The following is an 18,558-nucleotide window of genomic DNA, read 5'->3' as shown; positions in this document are numbered from 1 at the left end:
GATGAAAAAATGGTTGAGTCATACCAACAGTACCGTGCTGTCTGTAGCGGTGATTGGCATCTTTATTTTGCTGACCCTGTTTCTGAATTCGCTAGGCGGCTTCCAACTGGATCTGACCTCGAATAAACAATATACCTTGTCAGACCAGTCTCTTACCGCGATCAAAAACGTAAAAGAAGACGTCAACATTCTGGTGTTAACCGTCGAAAATGCGAATAATACGGTCTTGAACCGCGAAGTTTCGGATATGGTTCAGGAATATACGAAACGAAACAACAAACTGACGATGAAGCAATACAATCTGACACAGGAGCCTACGCTGGCCTCCAAATATGGCATCACAGGCAGTTCCATTGTATTGGAACAGGGCGATCAGCATAAAGTCATTGATATCGCCAGTCTATTCACGGCTGTCGGGGATGGTAGCGATGGATCGTACCAGTTCACAGGTGAGGAGAAGTTGACACAAGCCCTAATGAACTTATCTTCCACGGAGATGCACAAGATGGTCTTCCTGACAGGACATGAGGAGCTTGGTCTGGATCAACTGACTACGCTGCGCTCATCTCTGGAACAGAATAATATCACGACAGAAGAACTTCAGCTGAATCAAGCTGGTCAGGTTCCAGAAGATGCGGATGTGCTCGCGATTATTGGACCACAGCGGGATATTAGTGATACTGAACTGAAGGCTATTCGGACTTATCTGAGTAACGGAGGGAAATTGCTGTTATCCCTCGGTTTTCACGAAGACATGAAGTTGACTTGGGAAAATATCGATGCACTCATGACGGATTATGGCGTGGTTGATGAGCATGCAGTCATGGTGGATAACCAGCAAGCCAGCACAATGGGCCCACTGTGGGTCGTGCCAGAGTATGGCTCACATGGCATCACGGATAAACTATCAGAAAGTAAACTGTACCCGATGTTATCCCTGTCCATTGCCTTGACGAGCAAAGAGCAGGATAAATACACGTTGTCCCCGCTCATTCATTCATCGGATGACAGTTATGGCGAGACGAACATTGCAGGTTTATTGCAAAACGAAACAACCAACGATCCGGATCAGGATGTACAAGGTCCTGTTGAGCTTGGATATGCGGCGGATACAACAGAAGGCAAACCGAAGGCTGTAATTCTGGGTTCATCCATTTTCATGCAGGACTCGGAAATAGTGAACGGTGGGAACCGAGATTTTATTCTGAATACCGTCAATTATTTAAGTGAAAAAGAAGATGGAGTAACGATCCGGCCACGGGTGCAATCCGGTTATCAAACGGCGTACCTCGACGGTGAGCAAGCCAGAACCATTTTCTTCGTGGCGATTGTCGCATTCCCGCTCATTTTTGTTATGATAGGTGTACTCTTATGGTGGAGGCGCAGACGCGTATGAAAAAATGGGTCCCAACGATTCTAGTCTTATTGGTCTTGATTATCGGATGGGTCTATGCGGCCAGTCAGAATTATTTTCGTGAAGAGGAAGCGGAGAAGGTCAAGTTACTTGGTATTAAGTCTGCCGATATACAGTCCATCACGATTCATGATAACAATAAAGACACATCAGGTGCTTCAAAACCCTCATCTTCACAATTGGAACTAAAGAATGGCGTATGGAGTATGGTGGAACCCAAGGCTTATCCTCTGAATGGTTATACGGTTAGCAGCTGGCTTGATGCCTTAAGTGGTGCGGATCAGGAACTGGTTGTGGAGGAAGACCCGAAGGATCTCGCCAAGTATGGATTGGGTTCAGATGCAACGTTGCTGGACATCCAACTGAAGGATAACCGTGAGATCAAACTGAGCATCGGTGCTCAGCTGCCAGCAGATGACGCTCGTTATGTGCGGGTAGACTCCGGACCTGTCGTAGCTGTACAGACGGAATCCATCAGTAATATAGAAAAATCACGGCAGGATCTGCTGGATACGACTCCGTTTAATCTGGATGAAACCAATGTCACTACGCTGGAATGGGAAGGCGAAGCAGCCACCTGGATGCTCAAATCTTCCTCAGAGGAGGGTGCGGCAGAGCAGACGTGGACGCTTAATGGTGAAGCGGTTGAAGCTACCGATGCTGTATCGCTGATTGGCAAAATTAAAAACCTGTCCACAGCTGAGGATGTGCGCAAAGCTTCTGAACTGAAAGGAACCGTGCCACGCTTTACTTTATCTGTTGAGCAGACGGTTAATGGAGAAGCTGTTACGGATGTGTACCGGGGACTTACTATTCCATCGGAACCGGATCAGATCTGGGTAGTCACACCGGACGGTCAATGGGCCTATCCGATGGATACGGCTAGTCTGAAGGAAGCGGAGCAATTTCCGAATTCGATCAAAAAATCAGATGCAACATCTTCTTCGAGCGGAGATGATGCTGATGCAGATTCCTCATCCTCATCCACATCCAAGTAAGTGAATGGCTCCTTCAACATAATAATGAAGGCTTCAACTGGAACAGGAAATAAACGATTATATATAGCGGTGCTGCACTTTGTGCAAGCATCGCTTTTTTTTTTATGTGGAAGAGAATTGGTTTGGTCCCAGATAAAAGAGCTGATGTTCCATATCCTTTCAGCATATCGGTCCGTACAGAAGAGCATCCTATCCTTGTGACCAAAACCAACATAATTGGAGGATGAGACATGCCAGCAGCCAAAAAGGCGACAGCAATCAGCTTATCTTTGTCTACTGCAATCTTCGTAATGGCCGGATTGACGGGTTGTGGAACCAGTACAAAAGATAACAATCTGCACACCCAAAGTGTTCGTCATGAAGTGAAAGGCATTAACCGTTATGGTGTTGAGTCCAATGGAATGGATGGTATTCGTGCGAAAAGCTATCGCACGCATAACGTCACTGACCTGAAATCAAGTGACGAGCTGGCTAAACGTATTTCAGAAATGAAGGAAGTAAAGTCAGCACATGTTATGCTGACCGATCGTAACGCGTATGTTGCAGTCCGTTTGACAGATGGTCACACTGGCAAATTGGAAAGCAAATCTTTGCGTAACCGTGCAAATGGCACTATGCGTACAGAAAGCATGGGTCAGGATATGGGCGGTTTGCGTGTAAATGGTGGTAATGGAACCATGTCTCCATACAGCACCAGTGGCATTGCTCCGGGACTGAACACCAATGCAGCTACGGATCGCAGCCACATGGGCAATGACCGCAGTATCTATGGAACCATGGGAACCGGATCTTATGGCATGATGCGTGGTCTGACTAACAGTGGCAATGGCAATGCACGTACAATGACCGAAGGTCACTACGGGATGAAGAGTGAAACATCGCGTATTGACAGCACGGATGACAACACATCCGAAGAGATTAAATCCAAAATCTCGGCGAAAATCAAACAATTTGCACCTAACGTCGAGAACGTATACGTATCAGCTAACCCGGACTTTGTTCAACATGTGGAGAGCTATGCCACAGATATACGTAACGGCAAACCGGTTAGCGGCATGATTAACACGTTCCAATCGATGGTTGAACGTATTTTCCCAACGAATGCGTTGAACTCGAATCACCGTGATGGTGTGCTTGATGATGGTATTATGAATCGTAACAACAACGATGGCATGATGAACCGCATGAATCGGTAATTTAGGTTAGACAAGTATGCCTTTGCGCTGATGGTCAACATTAGCTGCAGGGGCATGTTTGTTTTTAGAGGGATATTGAAAATAACGATTGAGAAAATGATACATACTTATATGAGACCGAGTCCAAATTGACGATTAGGGGTTACTTAGTTTGTACCTACATGGGTTATTCATTCAAATTGCAATTCACTGCCCATTTTTTTGATAAAACTGAACCAACGCCCTTGACCCTACATAAGATGAGTTGACTGTATCCCCTTAACCTTGTTACACCAACACAACCCAGGCAAGGAGGGGTGAACATTGAAGGGTATCGATCATAAAAGCAAATTTCTGTTGACCCACCGTGAACGCGAAGTATTCGAATTACTGGTTCAGGACAAAACGACGCGTGACATCGCAGGGCAGTTATTCATCAGCGAGAAAACGGTGCGTAACCATATTTCGAACATAGTATAATCTGAAGCACACAACAAAGTGTGCTTCTTTTTTTGTTGATGTACCGCATATCTATAGCCGAAGGGCTTTAACCTTGGAGGGTAACCAAATGGAGAGAATCTCAAAAACGATCACAATTACATACAAATATGAAGACCAGGCAGAGATGGAGCAACATGAATTGGTGATGGTCAATGACGGATGGGTAAGTAAAATCCTATCCGGCCCTCTCTTAGTCGAGTATGTTCTAACCAGTGAAATGGAGGCGAATTAGATGAACATTTCCAGTGCTAAAAAAGGAAGCAAGGTCCGTTTTTGTCATCGTGGCGGTTGGGATGGAGAATACGAACGAGCAGCAAAGATATTAAAACATAATGGTGAATACGTTGTGGAGCGGGTTGATATTTACCAATCATCAACCGACGTTTTTTTGCAAGGATTCAAAGAATCGTTCAATAGTGTGTTTTTCGAAGATGTATATGGGAATGAGGATGGCGTAGACTATGCCCAAATCCGTAAGCTCACGAATGTTCCATTCACTGAGTTTGTCAGAGAACGGGTAAAGAGTGCCACCTTTCTACGTGAGATGGAACATTCATTTATTAGCGTTGATGATTTTGGGTGTGATCCGAATGATCCTGAAGCGGACGAACCAGATTCACCAGTTGTTGTTGTGGATGTAAAGGTAAGAGGGGCGCTATATACATTTTGGTTCAATACAGAGACTGATCTGTATGACTATACAATTCTCGGCGAGGATGCTGTCACAAGGTATCTCACGATATCTAAAGGAGAACGTCCAGAATTTCCGGGGATTTACACTTACGAATCAGAGTAGCGCAGGACTATTTCATATAGACAAAGAAATAGTCCTTATAGGAGGAATTAAATTATGAAGAAGAAACTTTTAATTGTTGTCATAGGTTTCCTTATGGCTCTGTACGTGGTCTATTTTAATAACCAAGCAAATGAGAAAGACGCAACACCAGCGACATCAAACGAAGTTGTACAGCTTCAATTCCCTGCGGATCGCTATCCTGAGACAGCCAAGCATATCCAGGAGGCGATAGACAACGGTCACGCAGCAACATGCACCATTGACCGTGATGGCGCAGATGAAAACCGCAAACTGTCACTACGTGGCATCGATACTAAAAAAGGATATGACCGCGATGAATGGCCCATGGCAATGTGTACCGAAGGTGGAGAAGGAGCAGATATTGAATACATAACTCCAAAGGACAATCGTGGTGCTGGAAGTTGGGTAGGTAATCAGTTAGAGGATTACCCTGATGGTACGTTAGTAGAATTTATTTTTGAGTAAGGAGGGATGGATTATGAAGCCGATGAAACCATCCATATTGCATAAGTCCATGAAACAACACACTGCAATATGGGCATTCGACAAAAAAATGGAGGATGGGGTTAGCGAAATAAACTTTCTTATTCCAGAGTTGAGAAAGATTTATGAAGATGTTAAGAGGTTAGAAAAGATTGTTCCTTCTAAAAAACATGAATTATCGCAATCTGACGAGGTTGAAATACAAAAGCTCATAAACAGTGAGGGATCAGTAGCTACGATATCAATAGATTTTCTTCTTTTTTTAATCGCGATTCACGATGAGTACGAAAAACACGATGAACCAGACTATTGGCAAGAAGGATAACAACACCCATAACTTACCGCCTCAATCCTTTATTGCAAAACGCTATAATTGGGTTGAGGTGTTTTTATGTTTATCAGTCCAATGTTACTTGAAACAGCACCAGGTCCCTTCTCACATTCGGAGTTCATTTTTGAGCCCAAAGTTGACGGGCACCGGTTGATATATTCGCAACAAGCCGGAGAAGTCCGGTTATATACACGTGGTAATAATGACCGCACTCTTCAGTATCCTGAATTGCATCTACCATTTGACGCAGATATTATCCTGGACGGTGAGGTCGCTTGCGTCGATCCAAAAACAGGTTTAAATGACTTCGAGGCCGTTTTGGCCCGGTTAAACACCAAACAGTCCAGCAAAATACACCAGCTCACCAAAGCGCTGCCTGCTACATTCGCCATGTTCGATATCCTCCAGTACAAAGGTCAGGACCTCCGCAAGCTGCCTCTCATGGAGCGCAAGGCGATCCTTCATAGTCTTAATTTGCCGTCCAGAAGCTTTGGAGTTGTGCCCCATATAGAGGGCGCTGGAGAGGATCTATACGCTCAAATAGAAGCTATGGGTATGGAAGGTGTAGTTGGAAAGCGCAAAGACAGCGTGTATGTCAGCAGGCGTTCCAAAGACTGGCAGAAGGTCATCAACTGGTCATACGCCGATGTTTATATCACTGGGTATCGAAAAGCTGAATTCGGATGGCTGGTTGCTGTCCCGGATACATTTGGCAAGCTGCGCCCGGCAGGGATCATCGAACACGGGCCGAGTCCAAAACATAAGCAGGCGTTTCGTGGAGTGTGCCAGCAGATCGTGACTGGTGAGGACAAAAACAACGTTTACCTTGAGCCCCGAATTCAGGCCAGAGTAAAAATGCGCAACTGGACCAAATCCGGCTTGCTGCGTATTCCTGTGTTTGATCAATTTATAGTTTAATGTAGCCAAAAAGACAAGATTATGTGGTTCAATGGCATAGCCTTGTCTTTTAAGATTAGCAGTGTAAATTATTTAAGTTGTATTTAAATTACATGTGAAATATATTGAAACAGTGAACATCATATCCTATACTTTTTTTAGAAATTCAGGGGAGGTTGATTATGCCGGATTTATTAATACAAGGTTCAAGTACGAAAGTTACTGAAGTACCTGATAGATGTCCTATTTGCCAAGTCTACGTAATACCACAACTACTGTATGGATTAAAAAAGGACTACAAAAACATGGTTGCTGTTTTTTTATGTACAAACAACCGATGTAGAGAAGTCTTTATGGCGTATTATTATGGAATTGAATATGCAAATACCAGTTCACCTCTACCTAAATTATACAAGTTGGACTCACTAGCACCTAAAAATATTAGCGTGCCTGATATAGATAAACATGTTGTAAACTTATCACCGAATTTTGCAGAAATATACACTCAGGCTTTACAAGCTGAATCATTAGGATTAGATCAGATTTGTGGTCCAGGATATAGAAAATCATTGGAGTTTCTAGTCAAAGATTATTTAATACATAAAAATCCGGATCAAGTGATAGAGATTAAATCCAAAATGCTTATGCCTTGTATCAACACTATTACAGATGAAAATATAAAGTTTGCAGCCCAAAGAGCAACATGGATTGGAAACGACGAGACTCATTATGTTCGAAAATGGGAAGAAAAAGATGTAACAGATCTAAAACTATTAATTGATTTAACTATAAACTTCATAAAAAATGAATTGATTATGGAGCGGTTTAAAGAAGAAATGCCTAATGGAAGGTAGCCACTCGACTGAATAGTGAAAAGGAGCCAATGAAGGCTCCTTTTTTTTGCCTTGTTTTTGATATGTATTTATGGTGCTACGTTGCTGAAATCTATTGGGTTATTAGATAAAAGCATGTAAGCAACACCGAATATTATTGGGATCATTGCTATGACAGCTCCAACTATTAAGAACTTCCTTTCCATCACACACCTCCTTCGAGTTAATACGCTTCATCCCTTACTCAGTGTCAATCTAAACTCAAACACATTACGGAAGTATCTCCTACCCATAATCTTAATGGATACTACGCTATAAGCCTCCACCGGGCCACCATAGTCAATGATGTGTTCGCGATCCTCTAGTACATGCCAGACAGATACACGAACCTGGGATAATGCTGCTGCAAAGAAATCCATATCATCCTTCAGTAACCTATATGTATGGTTCATTCTTTTCACCTCATGTTGTAATTCTTCAAAACTGTTATATTTCCTCTCTTTACGAACTATTGTGTATGCAGACTATAGCCCCATAATATTACGGTTAAATTGCCGTAATTTTGCGGTTAAATTGCGGCAATTTTGTGCGCTGCTAGGTTTTCAGGGGTGTATAGTTATAGCATGGAACAAAAAAGAGAACAGCACCCGACACAAACCATTACCTGTTTGACGGTGGTAGGCTAGAAGACGAGCGGCGACAGTTAGCCCCTTGCAATAAGACCTACACTGGAGCCGCAAGGGTAGCACAAGCGGGCATGCTGTTCTTTTTGTTTCCGCAGCTTGTCATAACCGCTTGAGGGTTACGCTCAGTTGTGTGGCTTGAGGTTATGAGGGGCTATAACACGTTTTTCAAATTTATGTTGCCTCCTGAATCATTACATGATTATGATTGTGTAAACGACAGGAGGTATTATGAATGAACAAAGAAGAAGCTAATGCAGAGATGGACACAATGCTAAGATTTCCGGGTTTTGTCAGGGTGTCCGAAGATCATGTTGTCAACGTTAAGCATGTTATAGGCGTGGATGAAATGAAGAGGGTTTTATTCTTGACTGACAAGAAAAAAGGAAAAGAAGAAATAAAAGTAGATGAAGAATATTGGTGGAATTTCATGATTGAATATAACAATCGGCAAGGGTAGGGTGGTATACTTATTTATCTTACACAAGATTATGAATTATGATTGCTGATGAGGTGATATTGTGAACGATAATTACAATTCGATAAAAACTATTGATGATTTAAAGTCAATATTCCCAGATGGTCAGGCAGACGAATTAAACTGGTGTATGCTATCGACTAGCGGAGTGCACGGAACATATACGAAGCTTGAAACCATTAGAGAGTATTTCTCTAATCCTCAAGAATTTGTGGAAGAACAGAATGGCGGAGAAGATTTCGAACCAAAGGTTACAGTGCTGGTTGTTAAGCCGCGAGAGATCAGTATGTTACATGGTCATATAAAAGTCGATGAACACGATATTGAGTATTTGAACGATCTTGTAAGTAGTTCGCTTCTTAAAATGAGCGAAAGTCAACAAGGGAATATATAGTTTCTCCAGCAGTCGCCCAAGATAGGCGGCTTTTTTCATGTCAAAAATAAGTGTTTTGGAGTTGATATATATGTTTGGACTTAGAAATGGACACCAACCTAAATCCAACAGTGAGAAGATAGCACCGCCTCCAAAGGGAAGCGGAGTTAAGCTCGTTGACCTTCCACGATTCTGTTTTAGATGTGGCTGCAGCGAGCACTACAGGGACTTCCCAAATAAAGAAAGCATGACTTGCACCAGATGTTTAGAACTGGGCGAACTGGATCGTGAGCGTCGAAACGCCGGAGCGGAAGAAGAACGTGTACATCAAAAATTTAGAGATAAGCTGGACTTGTTGGATAGGCTCATTCGATTGAAAGAGATCAGGTTTGATGTCGGTAGCTTGGGTGGGACGAGAGAAAACTTTGACTATGACGCTGATATCAAACTGCTCGTTGAATCGTTGATGCAGAATGCATGCATAGGTGTGGATACTGCCGGTGATTACGGAGAGACGGTCGATATACCATGAATAAACCTTTTCAAGTCATAGTCCACAGAGTTGATTACCAACAGGCTGAGTTTTCGTCATCAGGATACAGTGTTGTAGCATCGACAGTCGGATACACAATTAGTGCAACAGTGATTGTAGGCCATGCTAGAATGCTGGCTGAATATGAATTCAACTCCGGTGATGTGGTGACCACCAACGGGCTATTTGACCCTGAAGCGACGGTACGTAGGTTTGTCGAGAACATGGGCAAGCTGGCGTTAGGTGGTGAACGGGATGAAGCTGAGTAGAGATGAACTAATAGGGTTGTGGGTTTTCATTAAGCGTATTTCATTATTAACCACAATGAGCGTATTTCTGATAGTTATCTTCAAACTCTTGGATCGCTCCGGGCCATCGTCGTATTTGCACACATTATTGATGTATGTTGCACTCGAATTTTACTTCTATTGGAGGACTAAAATAGTCGCCAATAAGATCGAATGATACCTGGGTGGTGTGTATTATGGATGTCTCAATAAACTTCAATGAAGAGGTTAAAGTGCAATTGACTGCAGTAGGGATAGACATCCTCAAACAGAATCATCAACAGAGTGCAAAACATTTTATGGATCGAGGATTCACATATCCTGAGTTTAAACTCAAAGTAGATGATGAAGGGTGGTCAACATTCCAGTTTTGGCACCTGATGAACTTGTTTGGGAACCATATGTACCCTTCAATGGCGCAACCATTTGGGGCGATGGTAGTAATTCCGAAATCCAAGCCAATAGACACAGTTAAAATCAAAGGAGTTGAGGTTCCGCTATGTATCAGATGCGGGGTCCCAACTAAAAAAGAGTCTGAAGTATCTGAAGGCGATAAGCCATCAGCGAGGATTGTTTGCCGGACATGCTACGGTAAATAGTCCTTTTTATTGCGCTCCCTTAACTCAACGGTAGAGTCCGGAGGAGATCCGGAAAGCGGCGGTTCGATTCCGTCAGGGAGCTTACTCGATGAAAAATGACAGGAAGGGAGTGATGCCATATTCATTTGAGGTAAGAAAGAACAGCACGAATTACTCCAATAAAAAACATTAGTTAGGAGTGAGTGGAAAACATGTATACGCAGCCCCATCCAGAAAGTGTTGCCACAAAAGTTTATGTGGTGAATGGCAGTGATATCGGTTCGGGAGAAGGTGGAGGCGGTGGAGGAACTGCCGACCCTGAGATCATTACAATCCTGGGTTCCGGTTCAGCAGCAAATACAGTCAATTATCCTGCATCCGGGTCCGTTAAGAGGTCCACAGATATCACCGTCACATATGGCAGCTCTACTGCAGCAACTACGGGAACATTTACGACATTCCTGGTCGACATCAATGATCGGGAAAGTGTATTGCCTGGGATCCGAAACAATATCAGCATTGCTCAGGTTACAAGTGCGAATGTTGGAGATGTGGTGGATTATACTATTCCAGCAGGGTGCAAGTTACGGATCAAGTACAGCGCGCCTTCAGGCGGCGGCACACTCTCAATTAAGGGAGTTGTGTAAGATATGTCGGATAGAGGTTTTAAACTCGCTGCAGCCGCATCGGGGGAGCTACAGGACGAGAAGTTAAGACGTGGTTATCTCTTCAATGCTGAAATCGGACTTGCTAAATGGCGTTCGGCCCTCGCTAAAGCCTTAAATGGAGATGTATTGTCCACCCTGTGCGTTTATGGATCAAGCTCAGTTGTGGGTCAAGGGTCAGGTGGTGGAGGCATTGCAGGGACACTGACATATGGTAAGAACAAACTTGATAAAGGCTTTGTCGGTCGGTTGCGGACTGCAATTGCCAAACAATGTGGTGATGTGGGATCGGGATTAATCCCTCACTGGTATACATGGTGGTATACATTTGCAGGGACATGGGCCGACTCCGGCGTTGGTGGGATTCTGAATCTCCCATCTAAACGTGGAGAGTCGGTCGGTGCTACATGTACGGTGACATTCACAGGTACATCCTTTTCCGTAATTGGGATCGAGAGTGCCGAGGGTGGTAAGTTCACCATTTCAATAGATGGCGGAGCCGCCCAGGAGTTCAACTCCAACGGAGCTAGTGAAGCGGCCAAAGAGTATAAATACTCAGGTACGCTCACCAGTGCCAGCCATACAGCCGTGATTACGGTAACTGAGCTTGTAGCAGGCAAGGACCGCAGCGGTTTAGCTCTTATTGGTGTTATGTACGGTGGAGCATCAACGACAGGTGTTAAGGTGCACCAAATCGGTTATGCAGGCGGTAAAACGGATCAGATCGGTAACAACAGAGCCTTGTACAGACCGACGACGATTGATTTCTGGAAACCTAATCTATCTTTGATCTGCTTCTCGTCTAATGATTACAGCTCACAGACGCCGCTTGCCACATTCAGGACACAGACACAAACGGCGATCACACAGGCTAAACAATTCGGAGATGTTCTCCTGGTTCCTGTAGGAATCACAGCGCCGGACAAGGCTATTCCTATAACGGAATACTCTAAGATATACAAAGAGCTGGCTTTGCTTAATAGTTGTGCATACTACGACACTTACGCACGTTATCAAGACAGTTTCACAACGGCAAGGGATGTTTTGCAATTTATGGCATCAGACAACACACACATGAACGACTACGGGCATCAAGACCTTGCATCTGGGTTGTACAACGCTTTGATGAATTATTAATCAATGGGTACTCTATTGCCTGAAAAGCCGCAGGAGGTGACGGCGAAGTAGGGCACATTACTCTTTTGTTATGTGCAGGATACATATGGTTCTTGTCGAACTTAAATGGATAACCGGCATTGCTTGGGTAACTGAGTAATTAAACATTTTGCTCTTTAGTTGGCATACTCCGAAAGTTCAGGGGACGGCGGTTCGATTCCGTCGGAGAGCTTACATCAAGTTAATACTCCAAGAAAATAAAATAACTAAAAGGAGTTGTTGACATGCCAATTAATGAAGGGAACGTTGGAGACGCGAATGATGAAATCAGTGTAACCGCTGAATCGGTGGACTTGCTATCTGATTTAGATTTTTTCAATGTAAAATCATTTGGGGCTATCGGTGACGGTCAATCACATCCGTTATCAAGCATTTACACATCACTTGAACAGGCCAAAATTAAATATCCTGATGCAAAATCTTTAAGTGACGAAATTGATGCTAGTGCCATACAAGCTGCGTTTCATGCTGCATCGGAGCAGACAATTGGACTCAACACAGGCGGTACGGTTTATTTCCCAAAAGGGCGCTACGTTTGCAACATACCTATATACACCCGAGATGCTTCGGTAGATGGTGACCCACAAGCTGCCACCCTAGTATTTTCTGAGCTTGGGGCAGGGGTGGCGGCTATAACAGTAGACCGCACCTCAGGTAAAAGACAGGTATGGAGAAACATATCTGTTGTTGGGCCAGGAACTTGGAGCAGTGCTAATCGTGGGGTTCGTACCGCATGGTGTACAGGTATCAAAGTTGTAAACACAGCTATGCCTCTATTTGAGAACATAGCAATACGTCATTTCGGTTGGGGTATGGATTGGGCTAGTGATGCAGGACACATTAAGCTATTCCATACAAACATTGAGTACTGTTGGTATGGAATTTACGTGTCACATAACTCTGGTGACTATTGGGTGGATATGTCCACAGTCAATCAGAACGTCTTCGCTAATTTTGCCACCCATGCCAATTCTGGTATTGAAGCCCTGTCAATGCGAAGTAGTCATTGTGGGTACTCACCTTACAGCTTCTACTGCGAACCTGAACCTGCTACAACTAACAGTGTAAATACTTTCTTGAAGGACTTAGTACTGGATCATGTGCGATTTGAGCAAGTAGGTAATGGCGTCATCTACAGCGACCCTTCCATGGGTTCCAACCCGCGTTGTGAGGGTATACGCATACTGGATATGGGTTTCAGTTGGGATGCTGATAAAGGGAAATGGTTAGAGCTAGAAAACTGGCCTCGCGACTACGCTATCGATATAGGGTTTGCAACTACTTCCCCGATCTATATCCATAATGATAGCTACCCCTTCACGAAAGGGAAAGTGAACATGATGCGTATCAGAGATCAGCACGGCTCTGCCCCTGTTACAATTGTAGGTTCAAAAAACACAGCAGAAGACGTTGAAGTTGTGAGCGGAATAAAACGGGTGACAGTAGGTAGTGACTTCGTAATGCAGCAAGCGGCGAAGTATGCACCCCAACAACACTTGCTAACCAGAAGTGACCGTCCTAATGACACGTTTGAACTCAATATGACACAAGACGGGGCAACCGGAGCGGGGTTCCAACTAGCCCATCTTAAAAGTGGTGTGCGTACGGAAATCATGTATGCCACAGACGCTAACACGTTACGGTTCCGCAGACCTATCATACTGGATGAACTGCTACACCCTGCCCGTTCAGCCACAACCTTACTGAACGCCCGTGAAGGCTCAGTGTATATCGACACGAGTAACGCAGGGTATGAGTGTGTAAGAACTTACCTAGGAGGACGATGGAACAGACGTGGCGTGGGTACAGCAATGCCCACTACAGGAAGCTGGCAGCGTTCAGATTACATCGAAAACGCTGCGGTGGCAATTGCATCCGGGACGGTCATTAAAGGTTGGTTGAGAATTACATCAGGAACGAATAACGTACTTGGTACTGACTGGGTGGAAGACAAGATAACAGTATAATTACAGGGGTGAGCCTATGCCCGGAAAGCTGTATTAGTATGGCGAAGTAGGGCGTACTCTTCATGCATAATATACATTGATATACATAAATAATGAATGCTAGTGGTGGAGAATCATACCCCACAAAATAACGCTCATAAATATACTTTGTGGTGGAGAGTTATACCCCATTAGTGGTGGAGAGTTATACCCCCAAGAAAGAAAAAAGAAATAAAAGAATAAAAGATATAAAGATATATACAAGAGAAATCCAACTGCATATCAAAACCATGTATAAACACTCGTATAAAAAGCGGGTGTTTTTTTATTCCAGAGAAAGGAGTGAATGCAGATGTCTATACCAGCGATCTGTAACGAAGGATGTAATGAACAGTTCTCGATAGAGCAATTCGAGATTGAGCAGATGAATGACGGAGTGGAACAGACATACTTTGAGTGTCCGCATTGTAAGAAGAGATACGTTGCTTACTACACTGATCCGGAGATACGTAAACTGCAAGCCAACATAAGGAACCTGGGTAAGAGCAGCCAGACCGCCAAAGGCATGAAGCTGATAGAGAAGAATAAGCGGTTGATGAATGAGCTGCGAAAAAGAATGGAGGGCGGTGAAGCTGTATGAACAAACCTAGCGGATTGACCATTGAAGTTAGCGTGAAGGATACAGACGTGTTCAAACAATTTCTCGGTGTGGTATCCAAGATTGTAATGGACAAACGTATGCCTGGTGATTTACAAGAGGATGCAATGCGATGGTTATATGACATTGGCGCTTCTGCTGGATCAGTTATAGCAACCGGACCAACACCTTATGTACCTCAAAACATCGTAATACTGTGCAGCAATACATCACATGGTAAAGCACAGTGGCAGCATGTAAAACATAAGTTCAACCCTAATACCAGAGTTCGATTCATTGGACAGGGATCAGTGCCAGATGGTTTAAGGCCGGATAAGGTTGTATGGCTACCAGGATACGAGAAGAGTGCAGGCGCTCCAATTGTTTGGATGAACCAGAATGGTGAGTACACAGAGATTATAGACTTGACAGGTGATGACGTATGGTAAGGATGAAAATAGCCTACTCCATTAAGATCATAGCCGGGATGTTGTACGGATTCAGTGCTTTGATGTTAATCAACCATCTAACTCTATCATCAATCTCGATATGTGTATTGGGCATGCTGATACACGATATGGCTAATGAGGTACAGGAGGGATGAAGATGATCAAACCAATCGCTCAACAACAGAACAATGAAGATGGATTAACACCGCCGGGTACGATACAAGATGAGTTGTATCTTGTCGATGAACTACCCGCATACCTCGCATTCAAGTATGACATCGAACGTGTTAAAGCGATGTCTGTTAATCCGCGTGGAGCAAGAGAGTGGGAGAGAATCGCTCATAGTATTGGACAACCAATGGACGGAGGCGATACCGATGATCAGACAGGAGAAGCGTAAGCGCAGATGGTTGGAGAAACATGGATTTTTGTTTGTTGCTGATGAACCAACATTGTTCAAAGGATTTATGATAGAACGTTATGGACGACATTGGAACACGGATGGTTACTACGCCTTCCAGGTGGTTCGGCTATACAACTATGATAGGGACGTGTTGTACACATGGTCCATCTACGAATTGAATGAGCCTTTACACAAAATAAAGTTGAGGTATTACAAAGACTTGACTGGGTCATACCCAACTAGTGGGCTAACGAAGTTGTATAAATCAACTAGGTCCGCAGTGTTTGGATTCAAGAACCAACTGCATGCACTCATCAAGCATGGTGTTAACCCGTGGTGGTAAACGGAAAGAAGAAGGTAAATCCTTTTTATAAATCAACACTGTGGTTGAAATGCAGGCTCATCATCCTTGAGCGAGACCATTACCTTTGTCAGCCCTGCATGAGAGCAGAGATGATAACCACAGCCAACACGGTCCACCACATCAAGCCGCTTGAGGACTTCCCTGACCTTGCTCTAAGCGAGGATAACCTTGAGAGCATCTGTCCTACCTGTCACAACCAAGAACACCCGGAGAAGGGTAGGAGGAAGCCTGAGAAGGCGAAGAAGAGACGCGCAACGGTCATGAAGAGTCCGGCGAACCCTATTGAATTTTGACACACCCTCTCAGAAAGACTGGAAGGGTGTTTTAAGAGACTTTAGATTCAGGACAAATAAATATAGTCGGAAGATAATAGAAGCCCCCCCTGCCCTCTAAAATTCGTCGAGAGGCGACGCGGGACCGGTGTGGGACCTTCGTTTTCGGCGCGGACAAAAAAATCTATTACGAGGGGGGGGTGCAATGAATAAGCCAAAATCAAATATCACACTGAAGGCAGCCAAAGAGTTGTTCGATATTTTGGTCGAAGAACTTCGAGTGGACAGTAACTTGTCTGAACGGACGGTTATGATCGTCGATAATTTCGTATTGCTGGAACAGTTGAAACAGGAAGCAATAAAAGATGTGAAAAAAAGGGGCAGCATGGAGTTTTTCCGCAATGGATCGCAGGAAATGTACAGAGAAAACAAATCAGTGGATCGCATAATCAAAATCGTTGAACAGCAGCGGAAGCTTCAAGCGGAGTTGAAATTGACCCCTGCCTCGGATAGAAAGGTAGCGGCTGTTGTTGAGTCGAAAGAGGGAAGTGATGAGGGCGATGAGCTTGAACGCTTCTAGTACCAAAACAAATGATCTGAGGTTGGATGAATACGTTCAAGGGGTCACTTCTCACATCATTATTGCGTCGAAAAAGGTGTTTTTGGCTTGCAAAAGGCATTTAAATGACCTTAAAAGACAGGGTACAAAGAAATTTCCATTTGTTTTTGACGAAGCGAAGGCCTTCCGACCAATAGATTTCATTCAAAGATTTTGCAAACCATCTCAAGGTGACTATGATCGCCTGGAATTGCAACCATGGCAACACTTCATCATAGGATCATTGTACGGGTGGGTGCATAAGGACACAGGGCTCCGGCGATTTCGCGAGGGGCTTATTTTTGTTGGGAGAAAAAACGGGAAAACGACTAAGATATCTGGTTTATCCCTATTTGCTGCTTCAAAAGACGGTGAAAACGGGGCACGGGTATTTCAGTTGGCAAACTCAAAAGAGCAAGCGCGGGAATTGTTTGATGAATGTAAGGCGATGGTGAACGCTTCTGCGCTGCTTAACCGGCATTTCGATATGACGTTGCACGAGATTCGGTATGGTCGGACAATGTCCAAGGTTTTGCCTCTTGCCACTGACAGTAAGAAGCTTGACGGTAAGAACTGTTCGTTTGGTGTATTCGATGAAATTCACGAGTACAAAAATTACAAACTCATCAACGTCATCAAAAACAGTACTGGCTCTCGCCAACAACCCTTGCTACTTTACATTACAACTGCCGGTTACCAATTAGATGGACCTTTGATGGACTATTACGACAAAGCGGATCAGGTTTTGGAAGGGTCTTTGATTGATGAGCGGACATTCTACTTCATGGCTGAACTCGATCCCGACGACGACATTGAGGACACCTCAAACTGGATCAAGGCTAACCCTAATCTTGGTGTCACGCTCAAGCTGGAAACTTTGATTGAGGAATGGGAGTCACGTAAGCATGTCCCGGCTGAGAGAAACGACTTTATCACCAAACGCCTGAATCGATTTGTACAGTCGGACGAACAATCATTCATCGACTTCGAGATAATTAAAAAGAACGACAAGATTATCAAGCTCGAAGATCTAAAGGGAATGAGCTGCATTGGTGGATTTGACCTGTCGGAGACAGAGGACTTCACCTCAGCCTGCCTGGAATTCATCCTTCCTGATGGCGGCGTTTTTGTGCTGTCACACTCTTTCGTTCCGAAGAAGAAAGTCGAACTGGATAACGAGAAATTAGAGTGGCGTGACCTTGAAGAAAAGGGCTTGCTGACAATATGCGATGGCGAATACGTCGACTATAAATTGGTCTACGACTGGTTCGTGGAACAATCCAAATTGTACGCCGTTGAGTTGATCACATATGACAGATCAAATGCTTTCAGGTTGGTGGAAGAACTAAAAGCATTTGGTTTTGAAACACTGATGGTGAGACAAGGGTGGGAGTCGCTCAATCAAGGTATGAAGGATATCAAGGAACTTTTGTTGGACGGGAACGTGGTCTTCAATAAAAACGAGCTTTTCCGCTGGTACATGAACAATGTCAAGCTGATCAAAGACAGGAACAATAACTGGATGCCTACAAAACAAGGTCGCTACCGTAAAATTGACGGTTTTGCGGCCTTTTTGAATGCCCACACAGAGACAATGAAGCGTATGGTTATCCCGGTTGGTAGCGGAGACATTCAGTTCATGTCTATCAATGATTTATAAAACAGAAA

25 protein-coding genes, 1 tRNA gene and 1 pseudogene are annotated in these 18,558 nt (G+C 44.0%); 26 read left to right on the top strand and 1 reads right to left on the bottom strand.

The window, feature by feature from the left end; genetic code table 11:
- Window position 1: 1 nt before the first annotated feature.
- The 10 genes and pseudogenes from ACDJ58_RS24150 (at window position 2) to ACDJ58_RS24105 (ending at window position 7,470) form a co-directional block, all read left to right on the top strand.
- Complete coding sequence (locus ACDJ58_RS24150) at window positions 2-1,396, top strand: GldG family protein (RefSeq protein ID WP_413373344.1); 1,395 nt, start codon at window positions 2-4, stop codon at window positions 1,394-1,396.
- Window positions 1,393-2,412, top strand: a complete 1,020-nt coding sequence (locus ACDJ58_RS24145) for a DUF4340 domain-containing protein (protein ID WP_413373343.1) — start codon at window positions 1,393-1,395, stop codon at window positions 2,410-2,412. Before ACDJ58_RS24150 ends, ACDJ58_RS24145 begins: the two co-directional genes overlap by 4 nt.
- A 230-nt stretch (window positions 2,413-2,642) precedes the next feature.
- Window positions 2,643-3,608 (top strand): YhcN/YlaJ family sporulation lipoprotein, encoded by a 966-nt coding sequence (locus tag ACDJ58_RS24140; protein WP_413373342.1) that lies wholly within the window; start codon window positions 2,643-2,645, stop codon window positions 3,606-3,608.
- A 303-nt stretch (window positions 3,609-3,911) separates the two neighbouring features.
- Window positions 3,912-4,058 (top strand): annotated as a pseudogene (locus tag ACDJ58_RS24135) (LuxR C-terminal-related transcriptional regulator); the annotation flags it as partial.
- Window positions 4,059-4,155: 97 nt separating this feature from the next.
- Entirely contained in the window at window positions 4,156-4,320 is a 165-nt protein-coding gene (locus ACDJ58_RS24130) for a hypothetical protein (RefSeq protein ID WP_413373341.1), read from the top strand.
- Entirely contained in the window at window positions 4,321-4,884 is a 564-nt protein-coding gene (locus ACDJ58_RS24125) for a hypothetical protein (protein ID WP_413373340.1), read from the top strand.
- A 54-nt stretch (window positions 4,885-4,938) separates the two neighbouring features.
- A complete protein-coding gene (locus ACDJ58_RS24120) occupies window positions 4,939-5,370 on the top strand; it encodes a hypothetical protein (RefSeq protein ID WP_413373339.1) in 432 nt (143 codons plus the stop codon).
- Window positions 5,371-5,383: 13 nt separating this feature from the next.
- Window positions 5,384-5,713, top strand: a complete 330-nt coding sequence (locus tag ACDJ58_RS24115; RefSeq protein ID WP_413373338.1) for a hypothetical protein — start codon at window positions 5,384-5,386, stop codon at window positions 5,711-5,713.
- Window positions 5,714-5,779: 66 nt separating this feature from the next.
- Window positions 5,780-6,637 (top strand): ATP-dependent DNA ligase, encoded by an 858-nt coding sequence (locus ACDJ58_RS24110; RefSeq protein WP_413373337.1) that lies wholly within the window; start codon window positions 5,780-5,782, stop codon window positions 6,635-6,637.
- A 161-nt stretch (window positions 6,638-6,798) separates the two neighbouring features.
- On the top strand, window positions 6,799-7,470 hold the full coding sequence (locus tag ACDJ58_RS24105) for a hypothetical protein (RefSeq protein ID WP_413373336.1): 672 nt from the start codon (window positions 6,799-6,801) through the stop codon (window positions 7,468-7,470).
- 212 nt (window positions 7,471-7,682) lie between these two features.
- Here ACDJ58_RS24105 and ACDJ58_RS24100 read toward each other — a convergent pair whose 3' ends face one another.
- A complete protein-coding gene (locus tag ACDJ58_RS24100) occupies window positions 7,683-7,901 on the bottom strand; it encodes a hypothetical protein (protein ID WP_413373335.1) in 219 nt (72 codons plus the stop codon).
- Between the two features lie 466 nt (window positions 7,902-8,367).
- On the opposite strand from ACDJ58_RS24100, the gene ACDJ58_RS24095 reads away from it, so the two are divergent.
- From ACDJ58_RS24095 to ACDJ58_RS24020, 16 genes are all read left to right on the top strand, one after another.
- Complete coding sequence (locus ACDJ58_RS24095) at window positions 8,368-8,592, top strand: hypothetical protein (RefSeq protein WP_413373334.1); 225 nt, start codon at window positions 8,368-8,370, stop codon at window positions 8,590-8,592.
- 61 nt (window positions 8,593-8,653) lie between these two features.
- Window positions 8,654-9,004, top strand: coding sequence for a hypothetical protein (locus tag ACDJ58_RS24090; RefSeq protein ID WP_413373333.1), 351 nt, complete (start codon window positions 8,654-8,656; stop codon window positions 9,002-9,004).
- 37 nt (window positions 9,005-9,041) lie between these two features.
- Window positions 9,042-9,515 (top strand): hypothetical protein, encoded by a 474-nt coding sequence (locus ACDJ58_RS24085; RefSeq protein WP_413373332.1) that lies wholly within the window; start codon window positions 9,042-9,044, stop codon window positions 9,513-9,515.
- Between the two features lie 110 nt (window positions 9,516-9,625).
- Complete coding sequence (locus ACDJ58_RS24080) at window positions 9,626-9,784, top strand: hypothetical protein (RefSeq protein WP_413373331.1); 159 nt, start codon at window positions 9,626-9,628, stop codon at window positions 9,782-9,784.
- A gap of 215 nt (window positions 9,785-9,999) precedes the next feature.
- Window positions 10,000-10,401: a hypothetical protein gene (locus ACDJ58_RS24075; RefSeq protein ID WP_413373330.1), complete on the top strand. Its 402-nt coding sequence runs from the start codon at window positions 10,000-10,002 to the stop codon at window positions 10,399-10,401.
- 13 nt (window positions 10,402-10,414) lie between these two features.
- Window positions 10,415-10,483: transfer RNA gene (locus ACDJ58_RS24070), tRNA-Leu, on the top strand.
- Window positions 10,484-10,592: 109 nt separating this feature from the next.
- Window positions 10,593-11,027 (top strand): hypothetical protein, encoded by a 435-nt coding sequence (locus tag ACDJ58_RS24065; protein ID WP_413373329.1) that lies wholly within the window; start codon window positions 10,593-10,595, stop codon window positions 11,025-11,027.
- 3 nt (window positions 11,028-11,030) lie between these two features.
- Window positions 11,031-12,182 (top strand): SGNH/GDSL hydrolase family protein, encoded by a 1,152-nt coding sequence (locus ACDJ58_RS24060; RefSeq protein ID WP_413373328.1) that lies wholly within the window; start codon window positions 11,031-11,033, stop codon window positions 12,180-12,182.
- A 263-nt stretch (window positions 12,183-12,445) separates the two neighbouring features.
- Window positions 12,446-14,188, top strand: coding sequence for a hypothetical protein (locus ACDJ58_RS24055; protein ID WP_413373327.1), 1,743 nt, complete (start codon window positions 12,446-12,448; stop codon window positions 14,186-14,188).
- Between the two features lie 331 nt (window positions 14,189-14,519).
- The gene (locus ACDJ58_RS24050; RefSeq protein ID WP_413373325.1) at window positions 14,520-14,807 is read left to right on the top strand and encodes a hypothetical protein; all 288 of its coding nucleotides are present in this window, start codon (window positions 14,520-14,522) and stop codon (window positions 14,805-14,807) included.
- The gene (locus ACDJ58_RS24045) at window positions 14,804-15,253 is read left to right on the top strand and encodes a hypothetical protein (protein ID WP_413373323.1); all 450 of its coding nucleotides are present in this window, start codon (window positions 14,804-14,806) and stop codon (window positions 15,251-15,253) included. Before ACDJ58_RS24050 ends, ACDJ58_RS24045 begins: the two co-directional genes overlap by 4 nt.
- 157 nt (window positions 15,254-15,410) lie before the next feature.
- Window positions 15,411-15,653: a hypothetical protein gene (locus tag ACDJ58_RS24040; protein WP_413373321.1), complete on the top strand. Its 243-nt coding sequence runs from the start codon at window positions 15,411-15,413 to the stop codon at window positions 15,651-15,653.
- Entirely contained in the window at window positions 15,631-15,999 is a 369-nt protein-coding gene (locus ACDJ58_RS24035) for a hypothetical protein (protein ID WP_413373320.1), read from the top strand. Before ACDJ58_RS24040 ends, ACDJ58_RS24035 begins: the two co-directional genes overlap by 23 nt.
- Complete coding sequence (locus tag ACDJ58_RS24030) at window positions 15,993-16,313, top strand: HNH endonuclease (protein ID WP_413373318.1); 321 nt, start codon at window positions 15,993-15,995, stop codon at window positions 16,311-16,313. Before ACDJ58_RS24035 ends, ACDJ58_RS24030 begins: the two co-directional genes overlap by 7 nt.
- 184 nt (window positions 16,314-16,497) lie before the next feature.
- A complete protein-coding gene (locus ACDJ58_RS24025) occupies window positions 16,498-16,872 on the top strand; it encodes a P27 family phage terminase small subunit (protein ID WP_413373316.1) in 375 nt (124 codons plus the stop codon).
- Complete coding sequence (locus ACDJ58_RS24020; protein WP_413373314.1) at window positions 16,859-18,550, top strand: terminase large subunit; 1,692 nt, start codon at window positions 16,859-16,861, stop codon at window positions 18,548-18,550. The genes ACDJ58_RS24025 and ACDJ58_RS24020 overlap by 14 nt, the downstream gene beginning before the upstream one ends.
- The last annotated feature ends 8 nt before the right edge of the window (window positions 18,551-18,558 follow it).

This window comes from Paenibacillus taichungensis (assembly GCF_047302525.1).
Classification (GTDB): Bacteria; Bacillota; Bacilli; order Paenibacillales; family Paenibacillaceae; genus Paenibacillus; species Paenibacillus taichungensis_B.
The sequence above is the reverse complement of the archived record's forward strand: the minus strand, read 5'-3'. Positions and strand labels throughout refer to the sequence as shown.